22 protein-coding genes are annotated in these 24,748 nt (G+C 67.4%); 12 read left to right on the top strand and 10 right to left on the bottom strand.

The genetic code is table 11. The features are described from left to right. The first annotated feature begins 21 nt into the window (after positions 1 to 21). A complete protein-coding gene (gene arr, locus EJK91_RS08520) occupies positions 22 to 432 on the top strand; it encodes an NAD(+)--rifampin ADP-ribosyltransferase (protein ID WP_125078698.1) in 411 nt (136 codons plus the stop codon). Here arr and EJK91_RS08525 read toward each other — a convergent pair. The 4 genes from EJK91_RS08525 to ychF all read right to left on the bottom strand — a co-directional run bounded on the left by EJK91_RS08525 (position 384) and on the right by ychF (position 3,520). Beyond that, positions 384 to 680 (bottom strand): hypothetical protein, encoded by a 297-nt coding sequence (locus EJK91_RS08525; RefSeq protein ID WP_206430398.1) that lies wholly within the window; start codon positions 678 to 680, stop codon positions 384 to 386. The genes arr and EJK91_RS08525 overlap by 49 nt on opposite strands. 125 nt (positions 681 to 805) lie before the next feature. Beyond that, positions 806 to 1,813 (bottom strand): alpha/beta fold hydrolase, encoded by a 1,008-nt coding sequence (locus tag EJK91_RS08530; RefSeq protein WP_125078699.1) that lies wholly within the window; start codon positions 1,811 to 1,813, stop codon positions 806 to 808. 166 nt (positions 1,814 to 1,979) lie between these two features. Further along, complete coding sequence (locus EJK91_RS08535; protein WP_125078700.1) at positions 1,980 to 2,417, bottom strand: VOC family protein; 438 nt, start codon at positions 2,415 to 2,417, stop codon at positions 1,980 to 1,982. A gap of 29 nt (positions 2,418 to 2,446) precedes the next feature. After that, positions 2,447 to 3,520: a redox-regulated ATPase YchF gene (gene ychF / locus EJK91_RS08540; RefSeq protein WP_046300016.1), complete on the bottom strand. Its 1,074-nt coding sequence runs from the start codon at positions 3,518 to 3,520 to the stop codon at positions 2,447 to 2,449. A 71-nt stretch (positions 3,521 to 3,591) separates the two neighbouring features. On the opposite strand from ychF, the gene EJK91_RS08545 reads away from it, so the two are divergent. Then, positions 3,592 to 4,770 (top strand): DUF6542 domain-containing protein, encoded by a 1,179-nt coding sequence (locus tag EJK91_RS08545; protein ID WP_206430399.1) that lies wholly within the window; start codon positions 3,592 to 3,594, stop codon positions 4,768 to 4,770. Positions 4,771 to 4,795: 25 nt separating this feature from the next. Here the strand turns inward: EJK91_RS08545 and EJK91_RS08550 are convergent, their stop codons facing one another. Further along, positions 4,796 to 5,812, bottom strand: a complete 1,017-nt coding sequence (locus EJK91_RS08550; RefSeq protein WP_024441119.1) for a 4-hydroxy-3-methylbut-2-enyl diphosphate reductase — start codon at positions 5,810 to 5,812, stop codon at positions 4,796 to 4,798. Positions 5,813 to 5,908: 96 nt separating this feature from the next. Between EJK91_RS08550 and EJK91_RS08555 the strand changes: the two genes are divergently transcribed. The 5 genes from EJK91_RS08555 to EJK91_RS08575 all read left to right on the top strand — a co-directional run bounded on the left by EJK91_RS08555 (position 5,909) and on the right by EJK91_RS08575 (position 12,440). Then, positions 5,909 to 6,508 carry a lipid droplet-associated protein gene (locus EJK91_RS08555; RefSeq protein WP_125078701.1) on the top strand — a complete coding sequence of 200 codons (600 nt, stop codon included), beginning with the start codon at positions 5,909 to 5,911 and terminating at the stop codon, positions 6,506 to 6,508. Further along, positions 6,505 to 7,761 carry an exodeoxyribonuclease VII large subunit gene (gene xseA / locus EJK91_RS08560; RefSeq protein WP_125078702.1) on the top strand — a complete coding sequence of 419 codons (1,257 nt, stop codon included), beginning with the start codon at positions 6,505 to 6,507 and terminating at the stop codon, positions 7,759 to 7,761. The genes EJK91_RS08555 and xseA overlap by 4 nt, the downstream gene beginning before the upstream one ends. Then, complete coding sequence (locus EJK91_RS08565) at positions 7,751 to 7,993, top strand: exodeoxyribonuclease VII small subunit (RefSeq protein WP_024441116.1); 243 nt, start codon at positions 7,751 to 7,753, stop codon at positions 7,991 to 7,993. Before xseA ends, EJK91_RS08565 begins: the two co-directional genes overlap by 11 nt. A gap of 54 nt (positions 7,994 to 8,047) precedes the next feature. Continuing rightward, complete coding sequence (locus EJK91_RS08570; RefSeq protein ID WP_125078703.1) at positions 8,048 to 9,157, top strand: 3-beta-hydroxysteroid dehydrogenase; 1,110 nt, start codon at positions 8,048 to 8,050, stop codon at positions 9,155 to 9,157. A 73-nt stretch (positions 9,158 to 9,230) separates the two neighbouring features. After that, complete coding sequence (locus EJK91_RS08575; RefSeq protein WP_241178658.1) at positions 9,231 to 12,440, top strand: adenylate/guanylate cyclase domain-containing protein; 3,210 nt, start codon at positions 9,231 to 9,233, stop codon at positions 12,438 to 12,440. Here EJK91_RS08575 and EJK91_RS08580 read toward each other — a convergent pair. The 3 genes from EJK91_RS08580 to EJK91_RS08590 all read right to left on the bottom strand — a co-directional run bounded on the left by EJK91_RS08580 (position 12,421) and on the right by EJK91_RS08590 (position 17,266). Further along, positions 12,421 to 13,908, bottom strand: a complete 1,488-nt coding sequence (locus EJK91_RS08580; protein ID WP_164517915.1) for a PE-PPE domain-containing protein — start codon at positions 13,906 to 13,908, stop codon at positions 12,421 to 12,423. The two genes, EJK91_RS08575 and EJK91_RS08580, sit on opposite strands and share 20 nt — an antisense overlap. Positions 13,909 to 13,961: 53 nt before the next feature. Beyond that, positions 13,962 to 14,147, bottom strand: a complete 186-nt coding sequence (locus EJK91_RS08585) for a hypothetical protein (protein ID WP_024441112.1) — start codon at positions 14,145 to 14,147, stop codon at positions 13,962 to 13,964. Between the two features lie 548 nt (positions 14,148 to 14,695). Further along, positions 14,696 to 17,266 carry a helix-turn-helix transcriptional regulator gene (locus EJK91_RS08590; protein ID WP_206430400.1) on the bottom strand — a complete coding sequence of 857 codons (2,571 nt, stop codon included), beginning with the start codon at positions 17,264 to 17,266 and terminating at the stop codon, positions 14,696 to 14,698. Positions 17,267 to 17,550: 284 nt separating this feature from the next. Here EJK91_RS08590 and EJK91_RS08595 point away from each other — a divergent pair, with 284 nt between their 5' ends. Together EJK91_RS08595 and EJK91_RS08600 are read left to right on the top strand one after the other, a co-directional pair. Then, on the top strand, positions 17,551 to 18,609 hold the full coding sequence (locus EJK91_RS08595) for an NAD-dependent epimerase/dehydratase family protein (protein ID WP_125078706.1): 1,059 nt from the start codon (positions 17,551 to 17,553) through the stop codon (positions 18,607 to 18,609). Then, positions 18,606 to 19,694, top strand: coding sequence for an AI-2E family transporter (locus EJK91_RS08600; RefSeq protein ID WP_125078707.1), 1,089 nt, complete (start codon positions 18,606 to 18,608; stop codon positions 19,692 to 19,694). The genes EJK91_RS08595 and EJK91_RS08600 overlap by 4 nt, the downstream gene beginning before the upstream one ends. On the opposite strand, the gene EJK91_RS08605 is transcribed toward EJK91_RS08600, so the two are convergent. Continuing rightward, a complete protein-coding gene (locus tag EJK91_RS08605) occupies positions 19,691 to 20,320 on the bottom strand; it encodes a DUF4245 domain-containing protein (RefSeq protein WP_024441108.1) in 630 nt (209 codons plus the stop codon). The genes EJK91_RS08600 and EJK91_RS08605 overlap by 4 nt on opposite strands. Before the next feature lie 65 nt (positions 20,321 to 20,385). On the opposite strand from EJK91_RS08605, the gene glpX reads away from it, so the two are divergent. The 3 genes from glpX to EJK91_RS08620 are packed head-to-tail and all read left to right on the top strand — an operon-like array spanning position 20,386 to position 24,196. Further along, on the top strand, positions 20,386 to 21,417 hold the full coding sequence (gene glpX / locus EJK91_RS08610) for a class II fructose-bisphosphatase (protein ID WP_206430401.1): 1,032 nt from the start codon (positions 20,386 to 20,388) through the stop codon (positions 21,415 to 21,417). 24 nt (positions 21,418 to 21,441) lie between these two features. Beyond that, positions 21,442 to 22,836 (top strand): class II fumarate hydratase, encoded by a 1,395-nt coding sequence (locus tag EJK91_RS08615; RefSeq protein WP_024441106.1) that lies wholly within the window; start codon positions 21,442 to 21,444, stop codon positions 22,834 to 22,836. 16 nt (positions 22,837 to 22,852) lie between these two features. Beyond that, positions 22,853 to 24,196, top strand: coding sequence for an MFS transporter (locus EJK91_RS08620; protein ID WP_125078708.1), 1,344 nt, complete (start codon positions 22,853 to 22,855; stop codon positions 24,194 to 24,196). Here EJK91_RS08620 and EJK91_RS08625 read toward each other — a convergent pair. Beyond that, entirely contained in the window at positions 24,153 to 24,740 is a 588-nt protein-coding gene (locus EJK91_RS08625) for a TetR/AcrR family transcriptional regulator (protein WP_125078709.1), read from the bottom strand. The genes EJK91_RS08620 and EJK91_RS08625 overlap by 44 nt on opposite strands. Positions 24,741 to 24,748: the final 8 nt, after the last annotated feature.

Below are 24,748 nucleotides of genomic sequence, written 5' to 3' on the forward strand. Positions count from 1 at the left end.
CGCGTCGATACCCTGTAGCCGATGGACGCGATCGAGGAAGCGGGCCCGTTCTTTCACGGCACCAAGGCTCAACTGATGGTGGGTGACCTACTCAGCGCGGGCTTCCGGTCCAACTACCGGCCCGAGATCGTGATGAACCACATCTACTTCACCGCGCTGCTCAGCGGTGCCGGGCTGGCTGCCGAGCTCGCTGCCGGCGACGGCACGCCGCGGGTGTATCGGGTCGAACCGACCGGTGAGTTCGAGAACGACCCCAACGTGACCGACAAGAAGTTCCCCGGCAACCCGACCCGCTCGTATCGCAGCAGTGCACCGCTGCGCGTCGCCGAAGAGATCATCGATTGGCCGCGATTGACGCCGGAAGCACTTCAGGAATGGCGTGATCAGCTGGCCGCGCTGCGCGCTGAAGGGCTCGACGAGATCATCAACTGAGCGACGCTCCCGAAGACGCCGCGTCCGGCAACCGCACGCTGAAGAACGGCGGCACCGACGGCGGCCACTGCCCGGTACGGGCTGATGGCGCGCTCGATGGACAGCCGCACGGTGTCGATCAGCCCGGTCACCTGGCGGCGCCTGGCACGAAGCTTCACCAGGTAGTGGCCTCCGACGCACGCTGCGGCCACCACCACAACAATCCACAGCACAGCCGCGACCAGGTAGATCGCCTCAACCACCGACATGAGGATGAGCCTCCCCTATCGCCGTCGCGGTGAGGTCACCGGCGAGACACACGTCGGCGACGTATCCGGCGCGGATGGCTTTCAACCTCAGACAGTGGAGAACTAGCGGCCGCCGAAATCCACTCTCAGGTGGCGCTGCGGCCGTCTGTCAACGCGCGCAGCAACTCCGCATCCGGATCCGCCGCCGCTGGGGCGGGCGCTCCGTCGGCAAGCAGCCGACGCCACCGTTCCAGGTCGAAATCCAGCGGCACCGTGCTGGTTATGAAGTCGTCGACGAGGTCGGCGAACCGCAGCGGGTCGTCACGGAACGGGAAATGACCGGAATCAAAGAAGGTTTCCAGCCGCGAATGCGGCATAGCGGCGTGTGCGAGCTTGGCGTGCGAATACGGCAGCACCAGATCGTGAGTGCCCCAGACGATCATGATCGGGAGCCGTTCAGTGAGATAACTGCGGTCGAGCATGGTGACCATCTGCCCGCGCCAATCCACCACGGCGCGCAGCGTCCGCACGAACGCCGCCCGCTTGTTCGGCGACCTCAAATCACCTAGCACCCGCAGGATCTCGGGCAGGTCGACTAGAAGCGCCGGCAGATTCGTCTTGTCGAGTCGCCCCCGAACCATCCGAAGCGCTGTCTCAAATCCCGGCACCGAAAGTGCGGCCAGCGCCTGCGGTGCAGCCGGCAGGGACGCCAGCCGCAGCGCGGGGTTGACCTCGCGCGTCACCCCGCCGGCGGCCACCAACACCAGCCGCTCAACCATCTGTGGGTACTGGTAGCAGAACTGCATCGCCACCCCGCCGCCCAAGGAGTGCCCGATGACCGTCACCCGGTCACAATTCAAGACCGACAGCAGATCTCGCATGCCGTTGGCGAACGCGGCGACGGAATAGTCAGCGCGCGGCTGATCCGAGAGCCCGTGACCGAGGAGATCCGGGGCGATCACCGTGTACTTCTGCGCCAACAGCGGGATCAGCGGCTTCCAGGTCGACGAATTGTCTCCAATCCCATGGATCAACAGCAGCGGCGGCCCGTCCCCGGCCACCCGATACGCCCGGCGATATCCGTGCACGGTTCGATATTCGACTCGGGCCGGATCATCCGAGACCGTCCGCAATCGAGGCTTACGCGCAACCATTCGGCGCTCCCTCCATCGGCAGTTACCGACCAGCTAACCGCCTATTGGCCCGTTGCGCACCCGATGTTTCGAGGATTTAACGCGCGACCCGTTCCCACCACCTGGCCCGCTCGCCCCTTGTAAGCAACGTCACTCGCGCCGCCGTGCCTGCGCCACCCGCCATGAGTCAGGTGTTCCCCAGCTCCTCGGCGAGCATGACGATGATTCCGCTGGGACCGCGGACATAGGTGAGCTTGTACACGTCGTTGTAGTTGGCCACACCGCGGAGCGGGTGACATCCGTGCTTCGCGGCGATACCGAGAGCCTCGTCGATGTCGTCGACCGAGAAGGCGACGCGGTGCATACCAATCTCGTTCGGAAGCGTCGGATTCGACTCGATGGCCCAGGGGTGGATGTACTCGAACAGCTCGATGCGGCCCTGGCCGTCAGCCGTCTGGAGCATTGCAATGTTGGCGTGGTTACCGTCGAGACCCGCCGCGATGTCGGTCCATTCCCCGCTCACGGTGTCACGTCCGACGAGAGTCAAACCGAGGTCGGTGAAGAAGGCGATTGTTGCTTCGAGGTCGTCCACCGCGATGCCGACGTTCTCGAATTTGATGGCCATGCGCTAGACGCTAACGCGAGACCGTCCACCTACACGTTGAACCGAAATTCGACCACGTCCCCGTCGGCCATGACGTAGTCCTTGCCCTCCATGCGCACCTTGCCGGCGGCCTTGGCCGCAGCCATCGAGCCGGCCTCGACCAGGTCGTCGTAGGAGACCACCTCGGCCTTGATGAAGCCCTTCTCGAAGTCGGTGTGAATCACCCCGGCGGCCTTGGGCGCGGTGTCGCCCTGGTGGATGGTCCAGGCCCGCGCCTCCTTGGGCCCGGCGGTCAGGTAGGTCTGCAGCTTCAGAGTGTGAAATCCGGCCCGCGCCAAGGCATCCAGGCCGCGCTCGCTCTGCCCGATCGACTCCAGCAGCTCCATCGCCGACTCGTCGTCGAGCTCGGCGAGCTCGGCTTCGATCTTGGCGTCGAGGAACACCGCGTCGGCCGGGGCCACCAGCTCGCGCAACGCGGCGACCCGCGCGGCATCGGTGAGCACCGACTCGTCGGCGTTGAACACATACAGGAAGGGCTTGGTGGTCAGCAGGTTCAGCTCGCGCAGCGGCGCGGTGTCCACCCCGGCGGCGAACAGGGTCTTGCCGGTGTCGAGGATCGCCGCGGCGGCCACCGCGGCCTCGTGCATGGGCTTGCGGTCCTTGTTGTTGCGAGCTTCCTTCTCCAGCCGCGGAACCGCCTTCTCCAGGGTCTGCATGTCAGCCAGGATCAGCTCGGTGGCGATCACCTCGATGTCGGCCTCGGGGTCCACCTTGCCGTCGACGTGCACCACGTCGTCGTCGGCGAACACCCGCACCACCTGACAGATGGCGTCGCACTCGCGGATGTTGGCCAGGAACTTGTTGCCCAGCCCGGCCCCCTCCGAGGCGCCCTTGACGATGCCGGCGATGTCGACGAACGTCACCGGCGCGGGCAGGATCCGCTCGGAGCCGAAGATCTCCGCCAGCTTGGTCAGCCGGGGATCGGGCAGCGGCACCACACCCTCGTTGGGCTCGATCGTCGCGAACGGGTAGTTGGCGGCCAACACATCGTTGTGTGTCAGCGCGTTGAACAGGGTCGACTTACCAACGTTGGGCAACCCCACGATTCCCAGGCTCAGGCTCACGGGAAGCCAAGTCTAGAGCCCGGGGCGTGCCGCCGTGCGTCCCCGCCGCCGCCAGCCGGTACCTTCAGTGTGTGGCAGTAGCGCGGGAGAAGTCGGCAGTGGCCGCTGACCACCGTTCGATCTTGCCGAGCATCGCCGGTTTGCCGTGGTGGAGTGCGGTGGCAGTGGCGGTGGTCGCGACCGCGGTCGGAGTGGCCTTCGACGCCGGCTCCGGCGACAAAGAACTGTCCATCGTCTTCTCCGCCCTCTACGCGATGGGCTGTATCGCCGCGGTTCTCATGGTGCAGCAATCGGCGGTGTTCACCACGGTGGTCCAGCCGCCATTGATCCTGTTCGCCACCGTGCCCGGCGCGTACTGGATGCTGCGCGGCGGCGGGTTCCCGGGCCTCAAGGCCATCGTCATCAACTGCGGCTACCCCCTGATCGAACGTTTCCCGCTGATGCTGTTCACGGCCGCGGCCGTGCTGCTGATCGGGATGGTCCGGTGGTATCTGGGGATGCTGGGCGGAACCGCGAAGCGCGAGACCCGCGATAGCGAAGACGACGCCACCCCGAAGCGGGCCACATTCAGCGACCGCATCGGCGCCATGCTCACCTCGGCCCTGACCCGCAACCCCGCGCACGCCATCGAGAAGCCGGCCTCCCGCAGCGAGCGCCCGGGTCAGCGCCCGCGTCGCGCCACCGCAGAGTCCCGGCGGGCCGCGCGTGGGGGTTCTGGGGCCCGATCACGGACCCGCTCCACCGAGCGCCGCGGTGCTTCCAACGGCTCGGCGCCGACGCGTTCGCGGCACGTTCGGCCGGACCTGGACGCCCGCGCCGCAGACCACCCGCGCCCGCGTCGGCGTCCCGCAGCGGACGGCCGCGACGAACCCGTGCAGCGGCGGCGACGCCCGGCTCCCGAGGCGCACGACGAGCGCCAGCCGCGCCGGCGTCCGGCACCCGACTGGCAAGACGAGCCGCGGCGCCGGCCGCGCCCGCCCCAGGACGCCTCGCGCCAAGCTGACCCGCTCTCGAGGGCCAATCGGGATCCGCATCCGCGCAGCTACCGTCCCTCCGAGGCACCCGAATCGATGCCCCGGCGCCGGCCGGCTCCGCCGGGAGCTGAGGGGCGCGGCAACGGAACCGGCACTCGGCACCCCGTTTCCCAGGTGCGCTACCGCAGGTCAGGAGCCGACGAGGCCGAGGCAGCGCCCCGCAGCCGCTCGCGTCAACCGCGCGAGGACGCCGACTCCTGGGAGTTCGACATCTAGCGACGCCCGATGGCGCCGACCCGATCTACCGGCGGCTCGGCCGGATCTCGCGCGGCAACGCGAACACCAAGGTCTCGTTGGCGGTGGCCACCGGGTACACAGTCCCGTAGCCGTACTCGCCGAGACGCTCCAGCACACCGCGGACCAGGATCTCCGGCACCGACGCACCCGAGGTGACGCCGATGGTCTGCACCTCGCCGGCCTCGGGAGCCAGCCACGCCGGGTCGATGTCTTCGGCGTAGTCGACCAGGTGGGCCGCGCGGGCACCGGCACCCAGCGCCACCTCGACCAGTCGGCAGGAGTTCGAGGAGTTCCGCGAGCCCACCACGATCACCAGCTCGCACTCCGGGGCCATCGCCTTGACCGCGGTCTGGCGGTTCTGGGTGGCGTAGCAGATGTCGTCGCTGGGCGGATCCTGCAGGTTCGGGAACCGTTCACGCAGCTTGAGCACTGTCTGCATGGTCTCGTCGACGCTGAGCGTGGTCTGCGACAGCCACACGATCTTGTTCTCGTCGCGGACGGTCACCGCGGCTACCGCATCTAAGCCGTCGACCAGCTGCACGTCGTTGGGCGCCTCGCCGATGATCCCGACGACCTCTTCGTGGCCGGCGTGGCCGATCAGCAGAATGTCGTAGCCGTCTCGGGCGAACCGCTTGGCCTCGTTGTGCACCTTGGTCACCAGAGGGCAGGTCGCGTCGATCACCCGCAGGTTGCGGTCCGCGGCCGACTCGTGCACGGTCGGCGCCACGCCATGCGCGGAGAACACCACGATCGCGCCTTCGGGGACCTCGTCGGTCTCGTGCACAAAGACCGCGCCCTTGTTCGTCAAGGTGTCGACCACATGCTTGTTGTGCACGATCTCGTGCCGCACGTATACCGGGGCGCCGTGCTTCTCCAGCGCCCGCTCGACGGTCTCGACTGCCCGGTCCACGCCCGCGCAGTACCCGCGCGGCTCCGCCAGCAGCACCCGCTTGCCCGCGGGGGCGCCGTTCACCCGCGCTGCTGAACTGTAGGCGATCTCCACGTCGACGGTTTCGGGCATGGCAACCAGCGTACGGTCTGCCAACACGAGACCGCCAGCTCGCGTCATGCCGGTCAATACTTGGAGATGACCGGCGGGTAAGGCAGGCTGGGGGCCATGGCAACTGCACCCTTTGGAGTCCGGCTTCTGGTCGGCGCGGCCACCGTCGCGGTCGAAGAGACCCTGAAGCTGCCGCAAACCATCCTGACCTACCCGATGACGCTGGCCAGCCAGGCCGCGCACGCGGTGATGCGCTGGCAGCAGGGTGTCGCCGAGCTGGTCAACAAAGGCGACACCACTCTCGAGTCGCTGTTCCCGCCGAAAGACGAGCAGCCGGAGTGGGCAACCTTCGATGACGACATCGAGGACAGTTTCGACGGCGGTGCCGCGGCTTTCGACGACGACGACGCCGACCCGCGCACCGAAGGGCGCTTCGCCCTGTATTCGTTCAGCGAAGAGGGGGCCACTCCGCCGAGCGCACCCGCCGACGAGGCCCCGGCCGGCCGCAACGGGGCCGCGGACTCTGCCGTGCCCACCCCCGACCTGGTCGACGAGCTCGACTACGGCTCGCTGACCCTGGCCCAGCTGCGGGCCCGGCTGGCCTCGCTCAGCCTCGACGAGCTGGAGACCCTGCTCGCCTATGAAGAGGCCACCAAGGCCCGGGCACCGTTCCAGACGCTGCTGGCCAACAGGATCACCCGCACCACCGCGAAGTGACCGCCCCCGCGCCGGGCGAATCCGCCGAAAACCCGTTCCCGGTCCGCGCGGTTGCCATCCGGGTCAAGGGCTGGATCGACCGGCTGGGTTCGGTGTGGGTGGAAGGGCAGCTCACCCAGATCAACCTGCGCCCGGGCGTGCGGACCGTGTTCATGGTGTTGCGCGATCCGGCCGCCGACATGTCCCTGACCGTGACGTGCAGCCCCGAAATGGTGGCTTCGGCGCCGGTCAAACTGACCGAAGGCACCCAGGTGGTGGTCTGCGGTAAGCCCAACTTCTACACCGCCCGGGGCACCTTCTCGCTGCGCCTGAGCGAGATCCGCGCCGTCGGGATCGGTGAACTGCTGGCGCGCATCGAGCGGCTACGGCGGCTGCTGGACGCCGAGGGATTGTTCGATCCGCGCCTGAAACGGCCGCTGCCGTTCCTGCCAGGCACCATCGGGCTGATCACCGGTCGTGCCAGCGCCGCCGAGCACGACGTCATGACGGTAGCCGGCACCCGGTGGCCGGCGGTGCGCTTCGCGGTGCGCAACACCGCCGTGCAGGGACCGACCGCCGTCGCCCAGATCGTCGAGGCGCTGCGCGACCTGGACGCCGACGAAGCCGTCGAGGTGATCGTGCTGGCCCGCGGCGGCGGCAGCGTCGAGGATCTGCTGCCGTTCTCCGACGAAAGCCTGTGCCGGGCCATCGCGGCGTGCCGCACCCCGGTGGTCAGCGCGATCGGCCACGAACCCGACAGCCCGTTGTGCGATCTGGTCGCTGACCTGCGCGCGGCGACCCCCACCGACGCGGCGAAGCGGATCGTTCCGGACGCCGCCGCCGAACAGGCGCTGGTCGATGACCTGCGGCGACGCAGTGCGCAGGCGGTGCGTAACTGGGTGGTGCGTGAGGACCGCGTGCTGATGCAGCTGCGCAGCCGACCGGTGCTGGCCGACCCGCTGCGCGCGCTGACCGAGCGCGGCGAGGAGGTCCAGCGCGCCCTGGCCGCGGTGCGCCGCGATGTCACCCGGCTGATCGCCGTGCAAAGCGAACGGGTGGGGCATCTGGCGGCTCGGCTGGCTACCCTGGGCCCGGCCGCGACATTGGCGCGCGGCTATGCGGTCGTCCAGACTGTCGGCGCAGCGGGGCCGCACGTACTGCGGTCGGTCGACGATGCGGCGGCCGGGACCCGGCTGCGAATCCGGGTGGCCGACGGGGCCGTGGCGGCGACGAGTGAGGGGCGACTTCTTGAAGGACCCAGCGATGGCAGCTGAGCAGGCCGATCCGGTGACACCCGTTAGTGAGCTCGGCTATGAGCAGTGCCGCGACGAGCTGATTGACGTGGTGCAGCGTCTGGAGCAGGGCGGAATGGATCTCGACGCGTCACTGAGCCTGTGGGAACGGGGCGAGCAGCTGGCCAAGCGGTGTGAAGAGCACCTGGCCGGAGCCCGGCGCCGGGTGCAGGAAGCGCTGGACGCCGAGCCCGCCGACGACGACCGCGGGTGACCTCCCCCTGGGCAAGACCACGGGAACTGAAACACGTTCAGTTATGCTCGCCCGATGGGTGATCCATCACTGACTACGGAACTCGGCCGGGTACTGGTCACCGGGGGCTCCGGCTTCGTAGGAACCAACTTCGTCAGGACACTGCTGGAACGCGGCTACCAGGTGCGCTCCTTCGACCGCGCACCGTCGAGCCTGCCCGACCACCCGAACCTGGAGAAGCTCGAAGGCGACATCTGCGACCCTCCGACGGTGGCAGCGGCGGTCGCCAACATCGACACCGTGTTCCACACCGCGGCCATCATCGATCTGCAGGGCGGTGCCAAAGTCACCGACGAGATCCGCCGGCGCAGTTTCGCGGTCAACGTCGACGGCACCAAGAATCTGGTCCAGGCCGCACAGCTGGCCGGGGTGAAGCGGTTCGTCTACACCGCCTCCAACAGTGTGGTGATGGGCGGCAAAGCCATCTCTGGCGGCGACGAGACCATGGCCTACACCACCAAGTTCAACGACCTCTACACCGAGACCAAAGTGGTCGCCGAGAAGTTCGTGCTGGGCGAGAACGGCATCGACGGCATGCTCACGTGTGCGATCCGTCCGTCGGGCATCTGGGGCGACGGTGACCAGACCATGTTCCGCAAGCTGTTCGAAAGCGTGGTCGCCGGTCACGTCAAAGTTCTCATCGGCAGTAAACGAGCCAAGCTCGACAACTCCTACGTGCACAACCTGATTCACGGCTTCATCCTGGCCGCCGAGCACTTGGTTCCCGGCGGATCGGCGCCCGGTCAGGCCTACTTCATCAACGACGGCGAACCGATCAACATGTTCGAGTTCGCGCGGCCGGTCGTCGAAGCGTGCGGCGAGCACTGGCCCCGGCTGCGGGTTTCCGGACGCATGGTGCGCGACGTGATGTTCGCCTGGCAGTGGCTGCACTTCCGCTTCGGCCTACCCGAACCGATGTTGGAACCCGGTGCGGTGGAGCGGCTTTACCTGAACAACTACTTCTCGATCGCCAAGGCCGGCCGCGACCTCGGCTACCGGCCGCTGTTCACCACCGAGCAGGCGATGGCCGACTGCATGCCGTACTACAAAGAGCTGTTCGCGCGGGTCAAGGCCGAGGCGCAGCCACAGCTGGCGACCGTGGTCGCCGAGCCGCACCCGGAGTAGTCCCAGGCCGCCACTGGAAGTTTCTTGCTGAACGCGGTACCCAGCCAAGGGTCTGCGGTGACACGATAGCGACGTGAACGGCATTGGGCCGCTGTCGGAACTGCCAGCCTTGGTGTGCAGTTCGTGCGGCACGGGGCTGCCCGCGGCCTTCAAGTTCTGCAACGAGTGCGGAACGGCAGTCGCAACTACCCCGGCACCTGCCGAATACAAGCAGGTGACGGCGCTGTTCGCCGACGTGGTGCACTGGATGGACATCGCCGCGGCGGTGGGTTCTGAGCGCTTGCGCGAGATCATGGCCGAACTCGCCGACCGCTGCGCGGCGGTGGTACAGCGCTACGGGAGCACGCTCGCACAGTGGACGGGCGACGGGATCATGGCGGTGTTCGGGGCCCCCGTCGCCGTGGAAGACCACGCCGTACGGGCCTGTCTGGCGGCCCTGGAGGTTCAAGAGCAGTCCAAGCGGCTTGCTGTCGAGGTCGCCGAACGCGACGGTATCGAGCTGCGGCTGCGGGTCGGGTTGAACTCCGGCGAGGTGATCGGGGGCGGGATCGGGTCGGGACAGTTCGGCTACGCCGCGGTGGGTGAGCAGGTCGGGATAGCCCAACGGATGGAGTCGGTCGCGCCACCAAGCGGGATCATGCTGAGCATGTCGACAGCCGCGCTCGTCGAAGGCACGGCCGCACTAGGTGATGTCGAATGGGTTCGAATCAAAGGCACCCACGACCCCGTGCCCGCCCGACAGCTGTTTGGCATGGCCGAGCGGCATCGCGCGGTCCGGCGTGCGGAGTCCAGCCTCATCGGCCGGCGCGGGGAGCTGGCCGCCGTAGCGGCGATGGTCGACCGCGCGATCCGCGGTCACGGCAGTGTGACCAGTGTGGTGGGGGCGCCGGGCATCGGGAAGAGCCGGATGGCCCGGGAGGCCGCGGCGGCCGCGGCAGGTCGCGGCGTGAAGGTGGTGTGGGCATTCTGCGAGTCGCATGCCGGTGACATCCCGTTCCAGGCCGTGTCGAGGCTGCTGCGGGCGAGCATCGGCGTAGCTGACCGGTGGGACGAGGACGCCCGCGCACGGGTCCGCGACCGCTTTGGGCACGCCGACGCGCAGGATCTGCTGCTGCTCGACGATCTGCTGGGTATCGCCGACCCTGATGTGACACTGCCCCAGATCGACGCCGATACCCGCCGCGACCGGCTGACGGCTCTGATCAACTCGGCGTCGTTGGCCCGCACCGAACCAACTTTGTTCATTATCGAGGATGCGCACTGGATCGATGCCGTCAGCGATTCTCTGATCGCGGACTTCTTGGCAGTGCTCCCCCGCACCCCCTCGATGGTGCTGATCACCTACCGCCCCGACTACCGCGGCGCGCTGACCCAGCTACCCGATGCACAGAAAATAATCCTTGCTCCGCTAGATGATTCGGACATCACGGCGCTGACCGGCGAGCTGTTGGGATCGGATCCGTCGGTCGGCGAGCTGACCGCGATCATTGCCGGGCGAGCCGCCGGTAATCCGTTCTTCGCCGAGGAGATGGTGCGCGAGCTGGCCCAGCGCGGGGCGCTGGAGGGCGAACACGGCGGCTACGTCTGCCGCACGCGGGCCGCGGACGTCACGGTGCCCCCCACTGTGCAGGCGGCCATTGAGGCGCGCACCGACCAGCTCAGCAGCGGGGCCAAACGAACATTGAACGCGGCCTCGGTGATCGGAGCACGCTTCGGCGCGGAGCTGTTGCCCGCACTGGGCGTCGATGCGGTGTTCGACGAGCTGCTCGAGGCGGAGCTCATCGATGAGGTTGATCTCACCGCGAGTGCCCAGTACGCCTTTCGGCATCCGCTGATCCGCACTGTGGTCTACGAATCGCAGCTCAAGTCCGATCGCGCCCGATGGCACCGGAAGCTGGCCGCAGCGATCCAGGAGCGTGCGCCTGGGTCGATGGACGACAACGCGGCGTTGATAGCCGAACACCTGCAGGCTGCGGGCGAACTGCGCGAGGCGTACGCCTGGCACATGCGCGCCGGGGCATGGTCCACCAACCGCGATCTGGTCGCGGCCCGGGGCAGCTGGGAGCGGGCGCGCAACATCGCCGACGCGCTTCCGGCAGCCGACCCAGAACGATTGTCGATGCGCATCGCTCCGCGAACCATGCTGTGCGCCACCGACTGGCAGGCCCGAGAAGTCCAGGAGAGCCGCAGTCGCTTCGAGGAACTGCAGGAGTTGTGCGGCGCGGCCGGCGATCAAGTGTCGCTGGCCATCGGGATGACCGCCCTGGCCACCGAGCTGCTTTACGCGGGCCGATCACGTGAAGGCGCGCAGCTGGCATCCCAGCAGATGGCATTGTTCGAGTCGATCGGCGATCGTTCCCCGACCATGGGCTTGGCGTTCATGGCGTTCGTCAACTGGCTCTGTGTCGGTGAATTCGACGAGATCTTGCGGTGGTCGCAGACCATCGTCGACCTGGCCGAGGGCGACCCCGCCAAGGGTGCCAACTTCGGCGTGGGATCACCTCTCGCGATCGCACTGGCATGGCGCGGCAGTGCCCGGTGGTGGCTGGGCCGTGCCGGATGGCTCCCAGACCTCCACGATGCCGTTGCGATGGCCTTGCGCAGCAACGCGGAAACCCTGGGCAGCACCGTCGCCTGGACCTACGGTTTCGCGTTGCAGTACGGGGTGCTTCGGCCCAGCGCCGCCGCGGAACGCGCGTGCGAGGAGGCGCTGCAATCCGCCCAACGGGCCAGCAGCGATCGCGCACTCGGGCTGGCCGGCTATGCGCTCGGTGTCGTGCTGATCAATCGGGACAACGCGGCCGATCGTCATCGGGGGCTTGAACTGATGATGCAGACCCGCGACATCTGGCTGCGCAAGCGCGCCCTGTTCCTGATCCCGGTCACCGACGTGTGGGCCGCCCGAGAGACCGCCCGCAGCGGCCACCGCAATGCTGCCATTGCGGTGATGCGCTCAGCGGTCGACGAATTGCGCAACGCCGGCAATGTCTTCTATGGGGTGTGGGGCACCGCCGTCCTGGTGGAGACCCTGCTGGCGCGCGGCTCCGAGGGCGACCTGGCCGAAGCCGAAGATGTAGTCGGCTGGTTGGCGAACCTGCCGGCAGGTCAAGGCTCGGCGATGTGCGAGATCACGCTGCTACGGCTCAATGCGCTGCTCTCCCGCGCGCGGGGGGACGAGGCCACCTACCTGGAAATGGCGACTCGCTACCGCGCCAAGGCGGAATTGCTCGGTTTCGAACGTCATATCGACTGGGCGAAGGCGTTTACGAGAACAGCTCCATGAAGTTGTCCAGGGTACCGATGGCCGCGAACAGTGCCGGTGGAGCACCGAGCAGCAGATCGAACGGGATCAGACCTGAATACGCCGCCAGTGGAAGCCCGATCGCGTCAAGAAGGTCACCGTCCAGAAGCTGGTCGACAAAGATGTTCGCGGCGTACGCGGGGAGGCTGGTGAACAGCGCACTGACCGCGTCGGCGGCGGGCGGCAGCGCCGAGTAGTCGTAGGCCAGCGTGCTGTTGATCATGGTGATGATGTCGGCCACCGGTGAATTGAGCGTCACGTCGGAAACCGGGAAGCCGGCGAGCGTGAGAAGCCCCTCCATCACATCGTCAAACGTCGGGTTCTCCGGCGCGAATCCGTGGGTGTAGATCGATTCCGCGAACGGCAGCCAGGGCGCGAGCTGCTCTTCATAGCTGACCGGATTCGCAATGGTGTTGAGGGCGTCGTTGATTCCCTGCTGCAAGCCGTTGCCCAGTGCCGTAGAAAGCTGGCCCAGGTCGATCTGCGGGAACAACCCGAACGTCGTGGGAACATTCGCCGGCCCCTGATTCCATCCTTCGTCGATGCTGCCGTAGCCCAGGTTCACCAGGATCCGTGTGACGGGCTCCAGCAGGTCATACAGGGGCTGGCCGATTCCGGGGAGGAACAGCAGCGGCATCAGCAACGGCAGGCTCGCGCTCGGAATCATGTAGTAGTCGGTGAGGCCTTCGCCGGACAGCGTCTCGGATCCCGGCAGCAGAATCGCACTGTCGACCTGCTCCGGGGTGAGGTTCGCATAGATGAAGTGCTGGGTGAAGTTTCCTATCAGGGCGTTGAGGACCGACAACAGATTGAGCGGGTAATGCGGAAAGTCGGCGCTGGCATCGTATTCGAGGCTGTAGATGTCGGTCGGATACAGATCCGACGGGGTCGGGGGGCTGAACGGGAAGTTCGCGGCGGTGAAGGCCCAGCTGTTGCCGGCCGGAAAATCGAAGGTGTTCAACAGGCCGCCGTTGGGGTTGTTGACATCGCCCACCAGCACGAAGTGCACCAGGTCGCTGGGGACACCCGCGTCGCGCAGTTGCGGCATGACCTGCGAGGCCACCGCGGCGCTCTGCGAGTAGCCGAAAACCACCAGGGGATTCTCCGATGTCACCCCGCCGGCGGCGATCTGATTTTGGATGTCGGAGAGCATGATCGGTAGCCCGTGGCTCACCGACGCCCCGAACCCCAAGCTCTTGACACCGGTGATCGGATAGAGCTCGTTGGGCAGCAGCTCGGCCTGCAAGGTGCCGGTGAAGCCGCCGGGCTGCAGATATAGCGTGTTGATCGCATCGAGAAACTGCGGGGGCGGCAGCATCGGGCCACCGCTGCCGTCGTACACCAGGGCCGTGCCGCCGCCGGTGAGTTGGATGTCCCCGGCCTGCGGGGCGGGCGATGCCGCCACCGGGGGGACGGCGATCAGGCTGGTGCCGGCCACGGTGGTACTCATGGCGAGTAAGGCGACCGGCAATGCCGGTGTACGCCTCATCGTCCTTCGCGCCGTCACAGTCGGCGCATCTCTCGTGCCAACGCGGCATTCTCGAGAAAGGAGGTGAGGTCCGGCGGATAGTGGATCCGTTCCGGCCGAGTTCCCATGTGGAACATCGCCACGACGGCTTCGATCGCATGAAGGTGCTTGAGGTGCGGCACGTGCAACGGATGGGCGTGTACCGCAGACAACGTGGACATGATGGGTCTTCTTTCTGCTGCACTGTGATCGGAAAATCGTGACTCTGTTCCGATACGCAGTACGCAGTAGAGGACTACTGCAATCTCCCCCGGTTGCACTGGCGCAATACCGAGCTCATCCCCGGCACCGACGCGACGATCTTTCTCGGACGGATGCGCGAAACGCGGCGATCCACTTCAGCGATGACGAAGTCACCCGCATGCGTGATGGGACCGGCCTTTCAACAATGTCGCTACCGCCCAAGGAATTCGAGGCTGACCGCCTATGCCTGCGCCCACTGCGATGCTGTCCGGTGCACCTCGTCAACGGAGCCCCTGAACAGCTGGATGACTTGCAGATTCAGGTCATAATGCGTCGCGACCCAGCCGATACCGCGTTCGCAATCAACGCGCAGCAAGGTGCCGTCTTTGGCCCAATCGTGACCGCACGATCGTGGGGCAATCATGTCAACCCTCCCCGCTTGGCGTCTGGTAACGAGGCATCCATATCAATCATCACGGGCATGGGGCGGCTGTAGTTCAGTGGTGCACTACTGCAGTCTCCGGACCTACGGGCGGTGGGGTCGCAGGGCTGCGAGTTCGTCACGGCAGTTGGTGTCCGTCTTCAACATCGCCCGGTAGATGTGGCTTTCGACAGTGCGAACGGAAACGGTCAGCCGCTCGGCAATCTCCCGGTTGGACAATCCCGCGCTGATCAACATCACGATCTCTTGCTCGCGATCGGTGAGAGGCAAGGGCTGCGCGGCCTGGCGCAGCGCCGGGGTGCTCGCGCCACCGCATTGTTCGGCCAGGGCGGCGGCGCGGGTCGAGCAGACCAACGCTGTTCCGCGCAGGTCTTGGCGGCGGTACTCGATCGCTGCCTGGGCGGCAGCATCGACCGCGGCAACCAGGTCCCCCATACGCTCGAAGTCCAGCGATACCACGGCCATTTCCCCGGCATCTCCGTCGCGTAGCGCGGCGGCGAACCGGGCTGCCAGGCCTACCCGCGGCCCCTCGACGACATCTTCGAGCTCGCGCAGCCGGGCGGCACCGGTGCGATCCCCGAATTGAGCGGCGGTCTGCAGACAGATCACTTCCGCCGCGAACTGCCCTTTGGCCGCGGCGGCCTGGGCCGCCGATCTGACAACGGCGACCGCCTCCCTGACTGCGCCCTGGCCGGCGACCACCCACGCCCGGGCCAGGCTCCGGTCACAATCGAGCAGGCGGAAAGGACGTGGCGGCGTGTCGAGCGTGGCGAGAGCAGCGGCAGCCTCATCGGTTGCACCACGCATGGCTGACGCGGTGATGCCCGGCACGAGATAGCGGTATCCCCAACCGATGGCATGGCTGGCGGACAATCCTGCTTCCGCCTGCTCCAACAGCCGGCACGCGGCGTCCAGGCGGCCCGCCCCCAGGGCCGCCAGGCCCGCCACGGCGACACCGAGCGACCCCGCCGCCCCGGGTAGCTGGGCGGCCTGCCGACGGACCCGCTCGGCCGCCTCGACGGCATCGCCTACCCGTCCCGCCATCAGCAAGGCACCGATGTGTGCATCGGCGATGTTGAAACTCATCTGCGGAGCGTCAAGAGAACGAGCCGCGACGCCATACCCGGCCTCCGCGGTGGCCACGGCCTCGGCCGTTCGCCCCGCGTCCGCGGCGATGGAGGCAAGCACCCAGGCAATCTCGGCGCCGACAACGGCGGGCAACTCCTGCGCGTCGAGCACTTCGGCGGCCTGCCTCGCCGCATCCGGGCGGTCCACGGCAAACCAGTACACCGTGAGGAAGGCATCGATGTAACGGCGAGCCTGCCGCGGTACGGTGCGCGAAGCCTCATCGATGATTTCCTTCGCCCGCGCGGGTTCACCGAGCGCCCAGAGCATGTTGCTGGCCCGCAGAAACGCCAACCGGGCCCGCTCGCCGTCGGCCAAGTCGCTGGCGGCGATCTCGGCGAGCACACTGTCGGCCTCCCGGCCACGGCCCAGCCACGACAATGCGTGTGCACGAACGAAACTCGACTCCGGCCCGCCACCGGCGCGGATCGCCGCTCCGGCAAGTCGTTCGGCGAGAGGCAAGTCCGCCAGCCAGACGGCGCCACGCGCCGCCCGGACCAGCAAATCGGCATCGGGGGTGAGGTCGGAGTCGAGACTCAGGCTAGCTCGGCGCACCAGCACGTGGATGTCGTCTCGATCATCGGCCCTGGCGAGTTCAGCGGCCACCACTCCGCGCAACCGCCGTAGCCGGGTGGCCGGCGCACGGGTGCGGCGCACTTCACCGTAGAGCGGATGCGCGACCCGCACCTGAACACCTCCGACACTGAACTCCAGCGTGATCAGGCCGCGGGTATCGGCCTCCTCGACCGCGACAGGGTCGGTGATCCGGGTCAGGGCGGCCAGATCGATCGGCTCCCCGACTGACAGCGTGTCGATCACATCGCTGATCGGCCCGGGCAGGGTTCCGAAGCGACTTTCGATGAGCTCGACCAGGCTGAGCGGCATGATTGGATCCCCAATCCACCGCCAGTAGCCGCGCAGTTGCGCGATCCGGCCGTCGGCGACCTCCTGCTCGACGATGTGACGCAGATACAACACGTTGCCGTGAGTCAGCTTCCAGAGCCGCTGAACCGCATCAGGATCCACCGGTCCCGCCATCGCCATCGCCAGCAACGTGGTGGTCTCCTCGATCGACAACGGCCGCAGATCGAGCCTTTCGAACCGACCAGAGGCCCAAATCTCATGCACCGCAGCGGGAATTGACTCGCCCTCACGTACGGTGAGAATCACCCTCGCCAGGTTTCGCTGCACGATCTGGAGCACGACGAAGGCCGACAGGTCGTCGAGCAGATGCGCGTCATCGACGCCCACCACAACCGTGGCGCCGGCAGGGGCGGCCACCAGCGATTCGATCACCCCCCGCAACAACTGAACCGTGTCGGTGACACCCGGCGGCATCCACGCCGTGAAGGCGCCGAGTGGAATTGCGCGCGCCGCAGATGTGCCTACCGCCCAACGTGTTTCACTGCCCCGCGACTCGGCAGCCGACAGTGCCTCACGTGCGATCCGGCTTTTCCCCACACCCGAGGCGCCATGGACAACGATTCCAGCGACATCCGAGGCCACGAGGGCAGTCTCGAGAGTCCGCATCTCCGCCGGACGGGCGGTCAAAGGCCACGACAAACGCACGATCCCGCCCCGATTGTCACGCTCATCGCTACGCCGCCGATCCGGAATACATCCGATCGGAAAAGAATAGACTTATCCACCCTGACCAGCTGCTTATCGGGAAATTAGGCCTCCGGCAGTAACGAGATCCCAGACCGCCCGCATCCTTCCCGACGCGACATTCCGCGAGGTGTTTACCCGGAAGATCGGTCGCCGAGCCGAGTTTCCCGGCAAAATCGCGACAACACTTCCAATCGAGAGGTCTCATGGACACGGTCCTCGTCACCGGCGCTTTCGGGCTGGTCGGTTCGGCGGTGGTACGGCAGCTGGCGGCCGACGGCCGCACCGTCGTCGCCACCGATCTCGATACCCCGGCCAACCGCAAGGCGGCCACTGCCCTGCCGCCGGTGGTGCAGGTGCGCTACGCCGACCTGACAGATTCGGCCGCAGTGGCCGCCCTGGTCGACGCTGTCCGGCCCGCGGCGATCATCCACCTGGCCGCGGTGATCCCACCGTTCATCTACACGCGCCGTGACCTGGCGCGCCACGTCAACGTGGAGGCCACCGGGCATCTGTTGGCGGCAGCCGCCGCCGCGACCGAACCGGGGAGGTCACCCCGATTCGTGCAGGCCTCCAGCATCGCGGTGTACGGGTCGCGCAACCCCCACACCGTCTCTGGCGTGCTGACCGCCGACACCCCGACCAACCCCGCCGACATCTACGGCGACCAGAAACTGCAGGCCGAGCAGTTGGTGCGCGCCTCGCAACTGGATTGGGTCATCCTCCGGTTGGGCGGGGTGCTCACCGTCGACCCGGGTTCCTACATGAACCTCGACAACCTGTACTTCGAGCAGCTGCTGCCCACCGACGGCAGGCTTCAGACCGTCGATGTGCGTGACGTCGCAGCCGCGTTCGTCGCCGCCACCACCGCGCCCGTGATCGGGGAAACCCTGCTGATCGGCGGAGACGACTCGCACCGGCAGGTTCAGGGCGACGTCGCGCCGGCGACGGCCGCTGCCATGGGGTTGGTCAATGGTCTGCCCGCCGGCCTGCCCGGCGATCCCGGCCGCGACGAGGGCTGGTTCAACACCGACTGGATGGACGCGAGCCGCGCCCAGGAGGCCCTGGGCTTTCAGCACCACTCCTGGCCGGACATGCTGGCCGAGATCGCGGCCGGAGCCGGCGCGCAGCGCTACCTGCTGCGGGCGATCGCTCCCCTGGCCCGCGCCGTGCTGCGCACCCGCTCCCCCTACCACCGCACCGGCCAGCGGTTCGCCGATCCGTGGCAGGCCATCACCGACAGATGGAGTAACCCACGCCCATGAGCCACGAATTCACCCCCGCCCAACGACGGGCACTGGCGGTCTTCACCGTGATCGCGCTGATGTTCGGCGCTTATTTCCTGCGCACCTACTTCGTGCTGATCGTGGTGGCCGCAGTCGGCGCCTACCTGTTCACTCCGTTGTTCCGGCTACTCAACCGGCGGGTGTCCACCGGACTCGCGGCCACCGGGACCCTGTTGGCGGCCCTGGTCGCCGTGATCGTCCCGGTCGGGCTATCGGTCTTTCTGGCCGTCGCGCAGATCTCCCGCACTGTTGGCGAGGTCGCCGAATGGGTGCAGGCCACCGATCCCAACGCGCTGGGCGACAAGGTGCTGAAGTTCGTCAACGGCGCGCTGGCCAAGGTGCCGTTCGTGCACGTCGAGGTGACCATGGAAACGCTGCGCGGAGCCATGGTGAACGTGGCGCAGAAGGGCGGCGAGCTGCTGCTGCACGTGTTGCAGGGCGCCGTCGGTGGAGTGGTCGGCGCGGTCACCTCGGCGATCATCTTCTTGTACGTGTTCCTGGCGCTGCTGACCCACCGCGAGGAGCTGCACACCCTGATCCGACGGCTCAACCCGCTCGGCGCCGAGGTGACCGATCTGTACCTGGCCAAGATGGGCTCGATGGTGCGCGGCACGGTCGGCGGGCAGTTCGTCATCGCGTTCTGTCAGGGAGTGGCCGGAGCCGCCTCCATCTACATCGGCGGATTTCACCAGGCGTTCTTCATCTTCGCGATCCTGCTGACCGCGCTGTCGATCATCCCGCTCGGCGGGGGCATCGTGACCATGCCGTTCGGCATCGGCATGGCGCTGTTCGGCAACGTCATCGGCGGGCTGTTCGTGTTCTTCTTCCACCTGATCGTGGTGACCAACATCGACAACTTCCTGCGCCCGGTGCTGGTGCCGCGCGACGCCCGGCTCAATTCGGCGCTGATGCTGCTCGCCGTTTTCGCCGGGATCGCCATGTTCGGCTTCTGGGGCATCGTGATCGGTCCGGTGCTGATGATCATCATCGTCACCACCATCGACGTCTACCTGGCGGCGTTCTCCGGCGAGGAGACGAGCGAGGAACTGCTCGCAGACGGTTAGCGGGTCGCTGGCAGCGGCGGCTGCGACTGCACGGCCGCCGCCATCGTCCGGAACAGCTCCGGGCCGCCCGCGCCGGAGATCGCCAGCTGCGCCGCCCCGGCCTTACCGGCCAACCGGGTGGTCCAGACCGGGTCGCCGTCGCCCTGGTACACCACCCAGCGGGTGCCGTCGACGTCTTCGCTCCCGGTCGGGCGCAGTCCGGGGCTGATGGAGGCGACCAGCGGGACCTCGTCGGCGTTGCTCTGGGTCAGGCTGACGTACATCCCGGTCGGGCTGACGTAGCCCACCCGCGAGGTGACCGCGCGCAGCCGCTGTCCGTCAGCGTCGCTGCGCCCGTCGGTGATGCTGCCGCGGGTGCCGGAGTTGGGCTGCCAGCCCTCAGGAAGCTGCGGCAATCGGACCGGGAAGCCCAGGGTCTGCGCATCGGCCTTGAGCGCCGCGGCGGCGTCGTAGGACGGCACCGGCCCGGCGGTGATCCCGCCCGGCCGAAAAGCGCACGTCCCGGCCAGACCGGCCAGCGCAACGCAGGCTATAACCAGCGGCACGATCGACCAGAACATGTCGCGCCAGTCCTGCAAAATACGTGGTTTGGCAGGCTTGGGCGCCGGCTGGGGCTCGTTGGTCACGGGAGCCAGTATCCCAGCTCAACAGTGCGGATCCGGCTCTGGGAGAATCAACAGCCGTGACTGGCATGACGGGACCCACGCGACGCGAAGCCCCAGACCGCAACCTGGCCTTGGAGCTGGTGCGGGTGACCGAGGCCGGTGCCATGGCATCCGGCCGCTGGGTGGGACGCGGAGACAAGGAGGGCGGCGACGGCGCCGCCGTCGACGCGATGCGCGAACTGGTGAACTCGGTGTCCATGCGCGGCGTCGTGGTGATCGGCGAGGGCGAGAAGGACCACGCGCCGATGCTCTACAACGGCGAAGAGGTGGGCAACGGCGACGGCCCCGACTGCGACTTCGCCGTCGACCCGGTCGACGGCACCACCCTGATGAGCAAGGGCATGCCGAATGCGATCTCGGTGCTGGCGGTGGCCGAGCGCGGCGCGATGTTCGACCCGTCGGCGGTGTTCTACATGAACAAGATCGCCGTTGGCCCCGAGGCCGCTGACGTCCTGGACATCACCAAGCCGATCGCGGACAACATTGCCGCGGTGGCCAAGGTCAAGGGACTGTCCGCTCGGGACATGACGGTGTGCATCCTGGACCGGCCCCGGCACGCCCAGCTGATCGCCGACGCACGGGCCACCGGCGCCCGCATCCGGCTGATCACCGACGGCGACGTCGCCGGCGCCATCTCGGCGTGCCGGCCCGACTCGGGCACCGACATGCTTGCCGGGATCGGCGGCACCCCCGAGGGCATCATCGCCGCCGCAGCAATCCGCTGTATGGGCGGAGCGATCCAGGCCCAGCTGGCGCCCACCGATGACGCCGAACGACAAAAGGCCATCGACGCCGGCTACGACCTGGACGCGGTGCTGACCACCGAGGATCTGGTCTCCGGCGAGAACGTCTTCTTCTGTGCCACCGGCGTCACCGACGGCGACCTGCTCAAGGGGGTTCGCTACTACCCCGGTGGCTGCACCACCCAGTCGATCGTGATGCGTTCCAAGTCCGGCACCGTCCGGATGATCGAGGCCTACCACCGGCTGTCGAAGCTCAACGAGTACTCGGCCGTCGACTTCACCGGCGACTCCCAAGCCGCCTACCCCCTGCCCTGACCGTCAAGCGAGGACCTAACAGCTATGAGCGAGATCGAATACCGCATCGAACACGACACCATGGGCGAGGTCCGGGTGCCGGTGACCGCGTTGTGGCGCGCGCAGACCCAGCGCGCGGTGGAGAACTTCCCGATTTCCGGGCGCGGCCTGGAGCGCACCCAGATCCGGGCGCTGGGCCTGCTCAAGAGCGCGTGTGCGCAGGTGAACGCCGACCTGGGTCTGCTGGCCCCGGAGAAGGCCGCCGCCATCAAGGCCGCTGCCGCCGAGATCGCCGACGGCAAGCACGACGACCAGTTCCCCATCGATGTGTTCCAGACCGGCTCGGGCACCAGCTCGAACATGAACACCAATGAGGTGATCGCCTCGATCGCCGCCGCCAATGGCGTGACGGTGCACCCCAACGACGACGTGAACATGTCGCAGTCGTCCAACGACACCTTCCCGACCGCCACCCACATCGCGGCCACCGAAGCCGCAGTGCGCCACCTGATTCCGTCGCTGCAGGTGCTGCACGACGCGCTGGCCGCCAAGGCCGCGCAATGGCGCACCGTGGTGAAGTCGGGTCGTACCCACCTGATGGATGCCGTCCCGGTCACCCTGGGTCAGGAGTTCTCCGGCTACGCCCGCCAGATAGAGGCGGGCATGGAAAGGGTGCGCGGGTGCCTTCCGAGGCTCGGTGAGCTGGCCATCGGCGGCACCGCCGTCGGCACCGGACTGAACGCCCCGGACGGCTTCGGCGCCAAGGTGGTCGAGGTGCTGGTCGCCGAGACCGGCATCACCGAGTTGCGGACCGCGGCCAACTCGTTCGAGGCCCAGGCCGCGCGCGACGGCCTGGTCGAGGCATCCGGTGCGCTGCGCACCATCGCGGTCTCGCTGACCAAGATCGCCAACGACATCCGCTGGATGGGTTCGGGTCCGCTGACCGGCCTGGCCGAGATTCAGCTGCCCGACCTGCAGCCGGGCAGCTCGATCATGCCGGGCAAGGTGAACCCCGTTCTGCCCGAAGCGGTCACCCAGGTGGCGGCGCAGGTGATCGGCAACGACGCGGCCATCGCCTGGGGCGGCGGAAACGGCGCCTTCGAGCTCAACGTCTACATCCCGATGATGGCCCGCAACATGCTGGAGTCCTTCACGCTGCTGTCCAACGTCTCGCGCCTGTTCGCGGAGCGCTGCATCGTCGGGCTGGTCGCCAACGAGGAGCACCTGCGCGAACTGGCCGAGTCCAGCCCGTCGATCGTGACGCCGCTGAACTCCGCGATCGGCTACGAAGAGGCCGCCGCGGTGGCCAAGCAGGCCCTCAAGGAGCGCAAGACGATCCGCCAGACGGTGATCGACCGCGGCCTGATCGGCGACAAGCTGTCCGAGGCCGAGCTGGACCGCCGCCTCGACGTGCTGGCCATGGCCAAGGTGAAGGACTGATCCGCCAAAGCCGCGGATGAACCCTGACCCCGCTCTGGCTGCGCTGGGCCGGGCGACACTGGCGAAAGTCTCTCGTCGGCTCATCCCGTTCCTGGCGCTGCTGTTCTTCGTCAACTACCTGGACCGGGTCAATATCGGCTTCGCCGGGCCCAACGGGATGAACGCCGAACTCGGCCTGACCGCCACCACGTTCGGGTTCGCATCGGGGATCTTCTTCTTCGGCTACCTATTGCTGGAGATACCCAGCAACATCGCGCTGCAAAAGTTCGGTGGTCGACGCTGGCTGGCCCGCATCATGTTGACCTGGGGAATCGTCAGCACCGCAATCTCTTTCGCGCCCAACGCGGCTACGCTTATCGCACTGCGGTTCCTGCTGGGCGTAGCCGAAGCCGGCTTCTTCCCGGGCATCATCCTGTACCTCACGTTCTGGTTCCCGGAGAAGCACCGATCCCGGGCGGTTTCGCTGTTCATGGTGTCGGTGCCGGTGTCGACGGCCATCGGCTCCACCCTGTCCGCACTCGTCATCGATTGGGGCCACGGTGTTTTCGGCTTGGCCGGGTGGCGCTTCATGTTCCTTGTCGAGGGGCTGCCGGCCATTGTGCTGGCGTTCGTCTGCTGGCTGTACCTGACCGATCGCCCGGCCCAAGCCGATTGGCTCGACGCCGACGAGCGGCAATGGCTGGAATCGACCTTGGCTGACGAGCGTGCGACGGCCGAGGCCGGTCAGCACTGGCCGCTGCGCAAGGCGCTCAGTCACCCCAGAATCCTGGGCCTGGCGTTCGTCTACTTCGGGATCGTCTATGGGCTGTACGCCGTTGGGTTCTTCCTGCCGACCATCATCGCGGGGTTTCAGCAGCAGTACGGCAGCCACCTGAGCATCATCGGGCGCGGTCTGGTGACCGCCATTCCCTACGCCATCGCAGCGGTCGTGATGGTGCCCTGGGCTCGCCACGCCGACCGGACGGGCGAGCGCGTCTGGCACGTGGCGCTCCCCGCGATCGCCGGCGGGGTGTCTATTCCGGCGGCGCTGTATATGGCCAACCCGTATCTGGCGATGGTCGCGATCACTGTGACGACGTGTTCGATCATGTGCGCCATGCCGGTGTTCTGGGCGCTGCCCTCGACGTTCCTCACCGGGACGGCGGCCGCCGGTGGCATCGCCTTGATCAACTCGCTGGGCAACATCAGCGGTTTCGGTGGTCCCTACGTCACGGGTTGGCTGACCGATCTGACCGGCGACGGCAAAGCCGCACTGTGGGTGGTCGGGGCATTCTCGTTGGCCTCGGCCGCGGTCGTTCTCCGGCTGGGTTCCGCCCCTACCAGACCAGCGGTGCCAGAAACCTTTTCGCATAGGCGCTGACCGCTTGGTCGTCGGCCGGGTCGAGCACCGGTGTCGGCACCTGGGCGATCGACGCGGCCAGGCGCACATGCAACTCGGCGGCAGCCACCAAGTCGGCGTCGGGCATGGTGGCCCCGGCGGCACGCAGTGCCTTGGCCATCGCAACCGACGCGCTGGCCAGAAACGCTTCGGCCTCCTGGTACACCCCGGCCATCGTCGGGACACCGGCGTCAAGCCGGAGCAGCTTCCGCACGACGGGATCGGTGGTGAGTAGTCGCAACCCGGCACGAAACGCCGCAACCGCAGCGTTTTTCGGCCCGGAGTCCACCGCGACCGTGCGCAGCTGAAGCATCGCGTTGTCGAAGGTCCGGCGGCCGAGCTCGGTGATCAGCGCGTCGCGAGTCGGAAACCGCCGGTACAAAGTGCTGCGACTGATGCCCGCCTGGCGGGCGATGACGTCAAGGCTGGCGCGGCCCACACCGACCAGCCCGACTTCCTCGGCAGCCGCTTTGAGGATGGCCGCCTCTTGCTCGGCGGGGCTCGCGGTACTGCGTCGCGATGTCATCGGCGCCG

Source organism: Mycobacterium sp. P7213, from assembly GCF_900604305.1.
Classification (GTDB): Bacteria; Actinomycetota; Actinomycetes; order Mycobacteriales; family Mycobacteriaceae; genus Mycobacterium.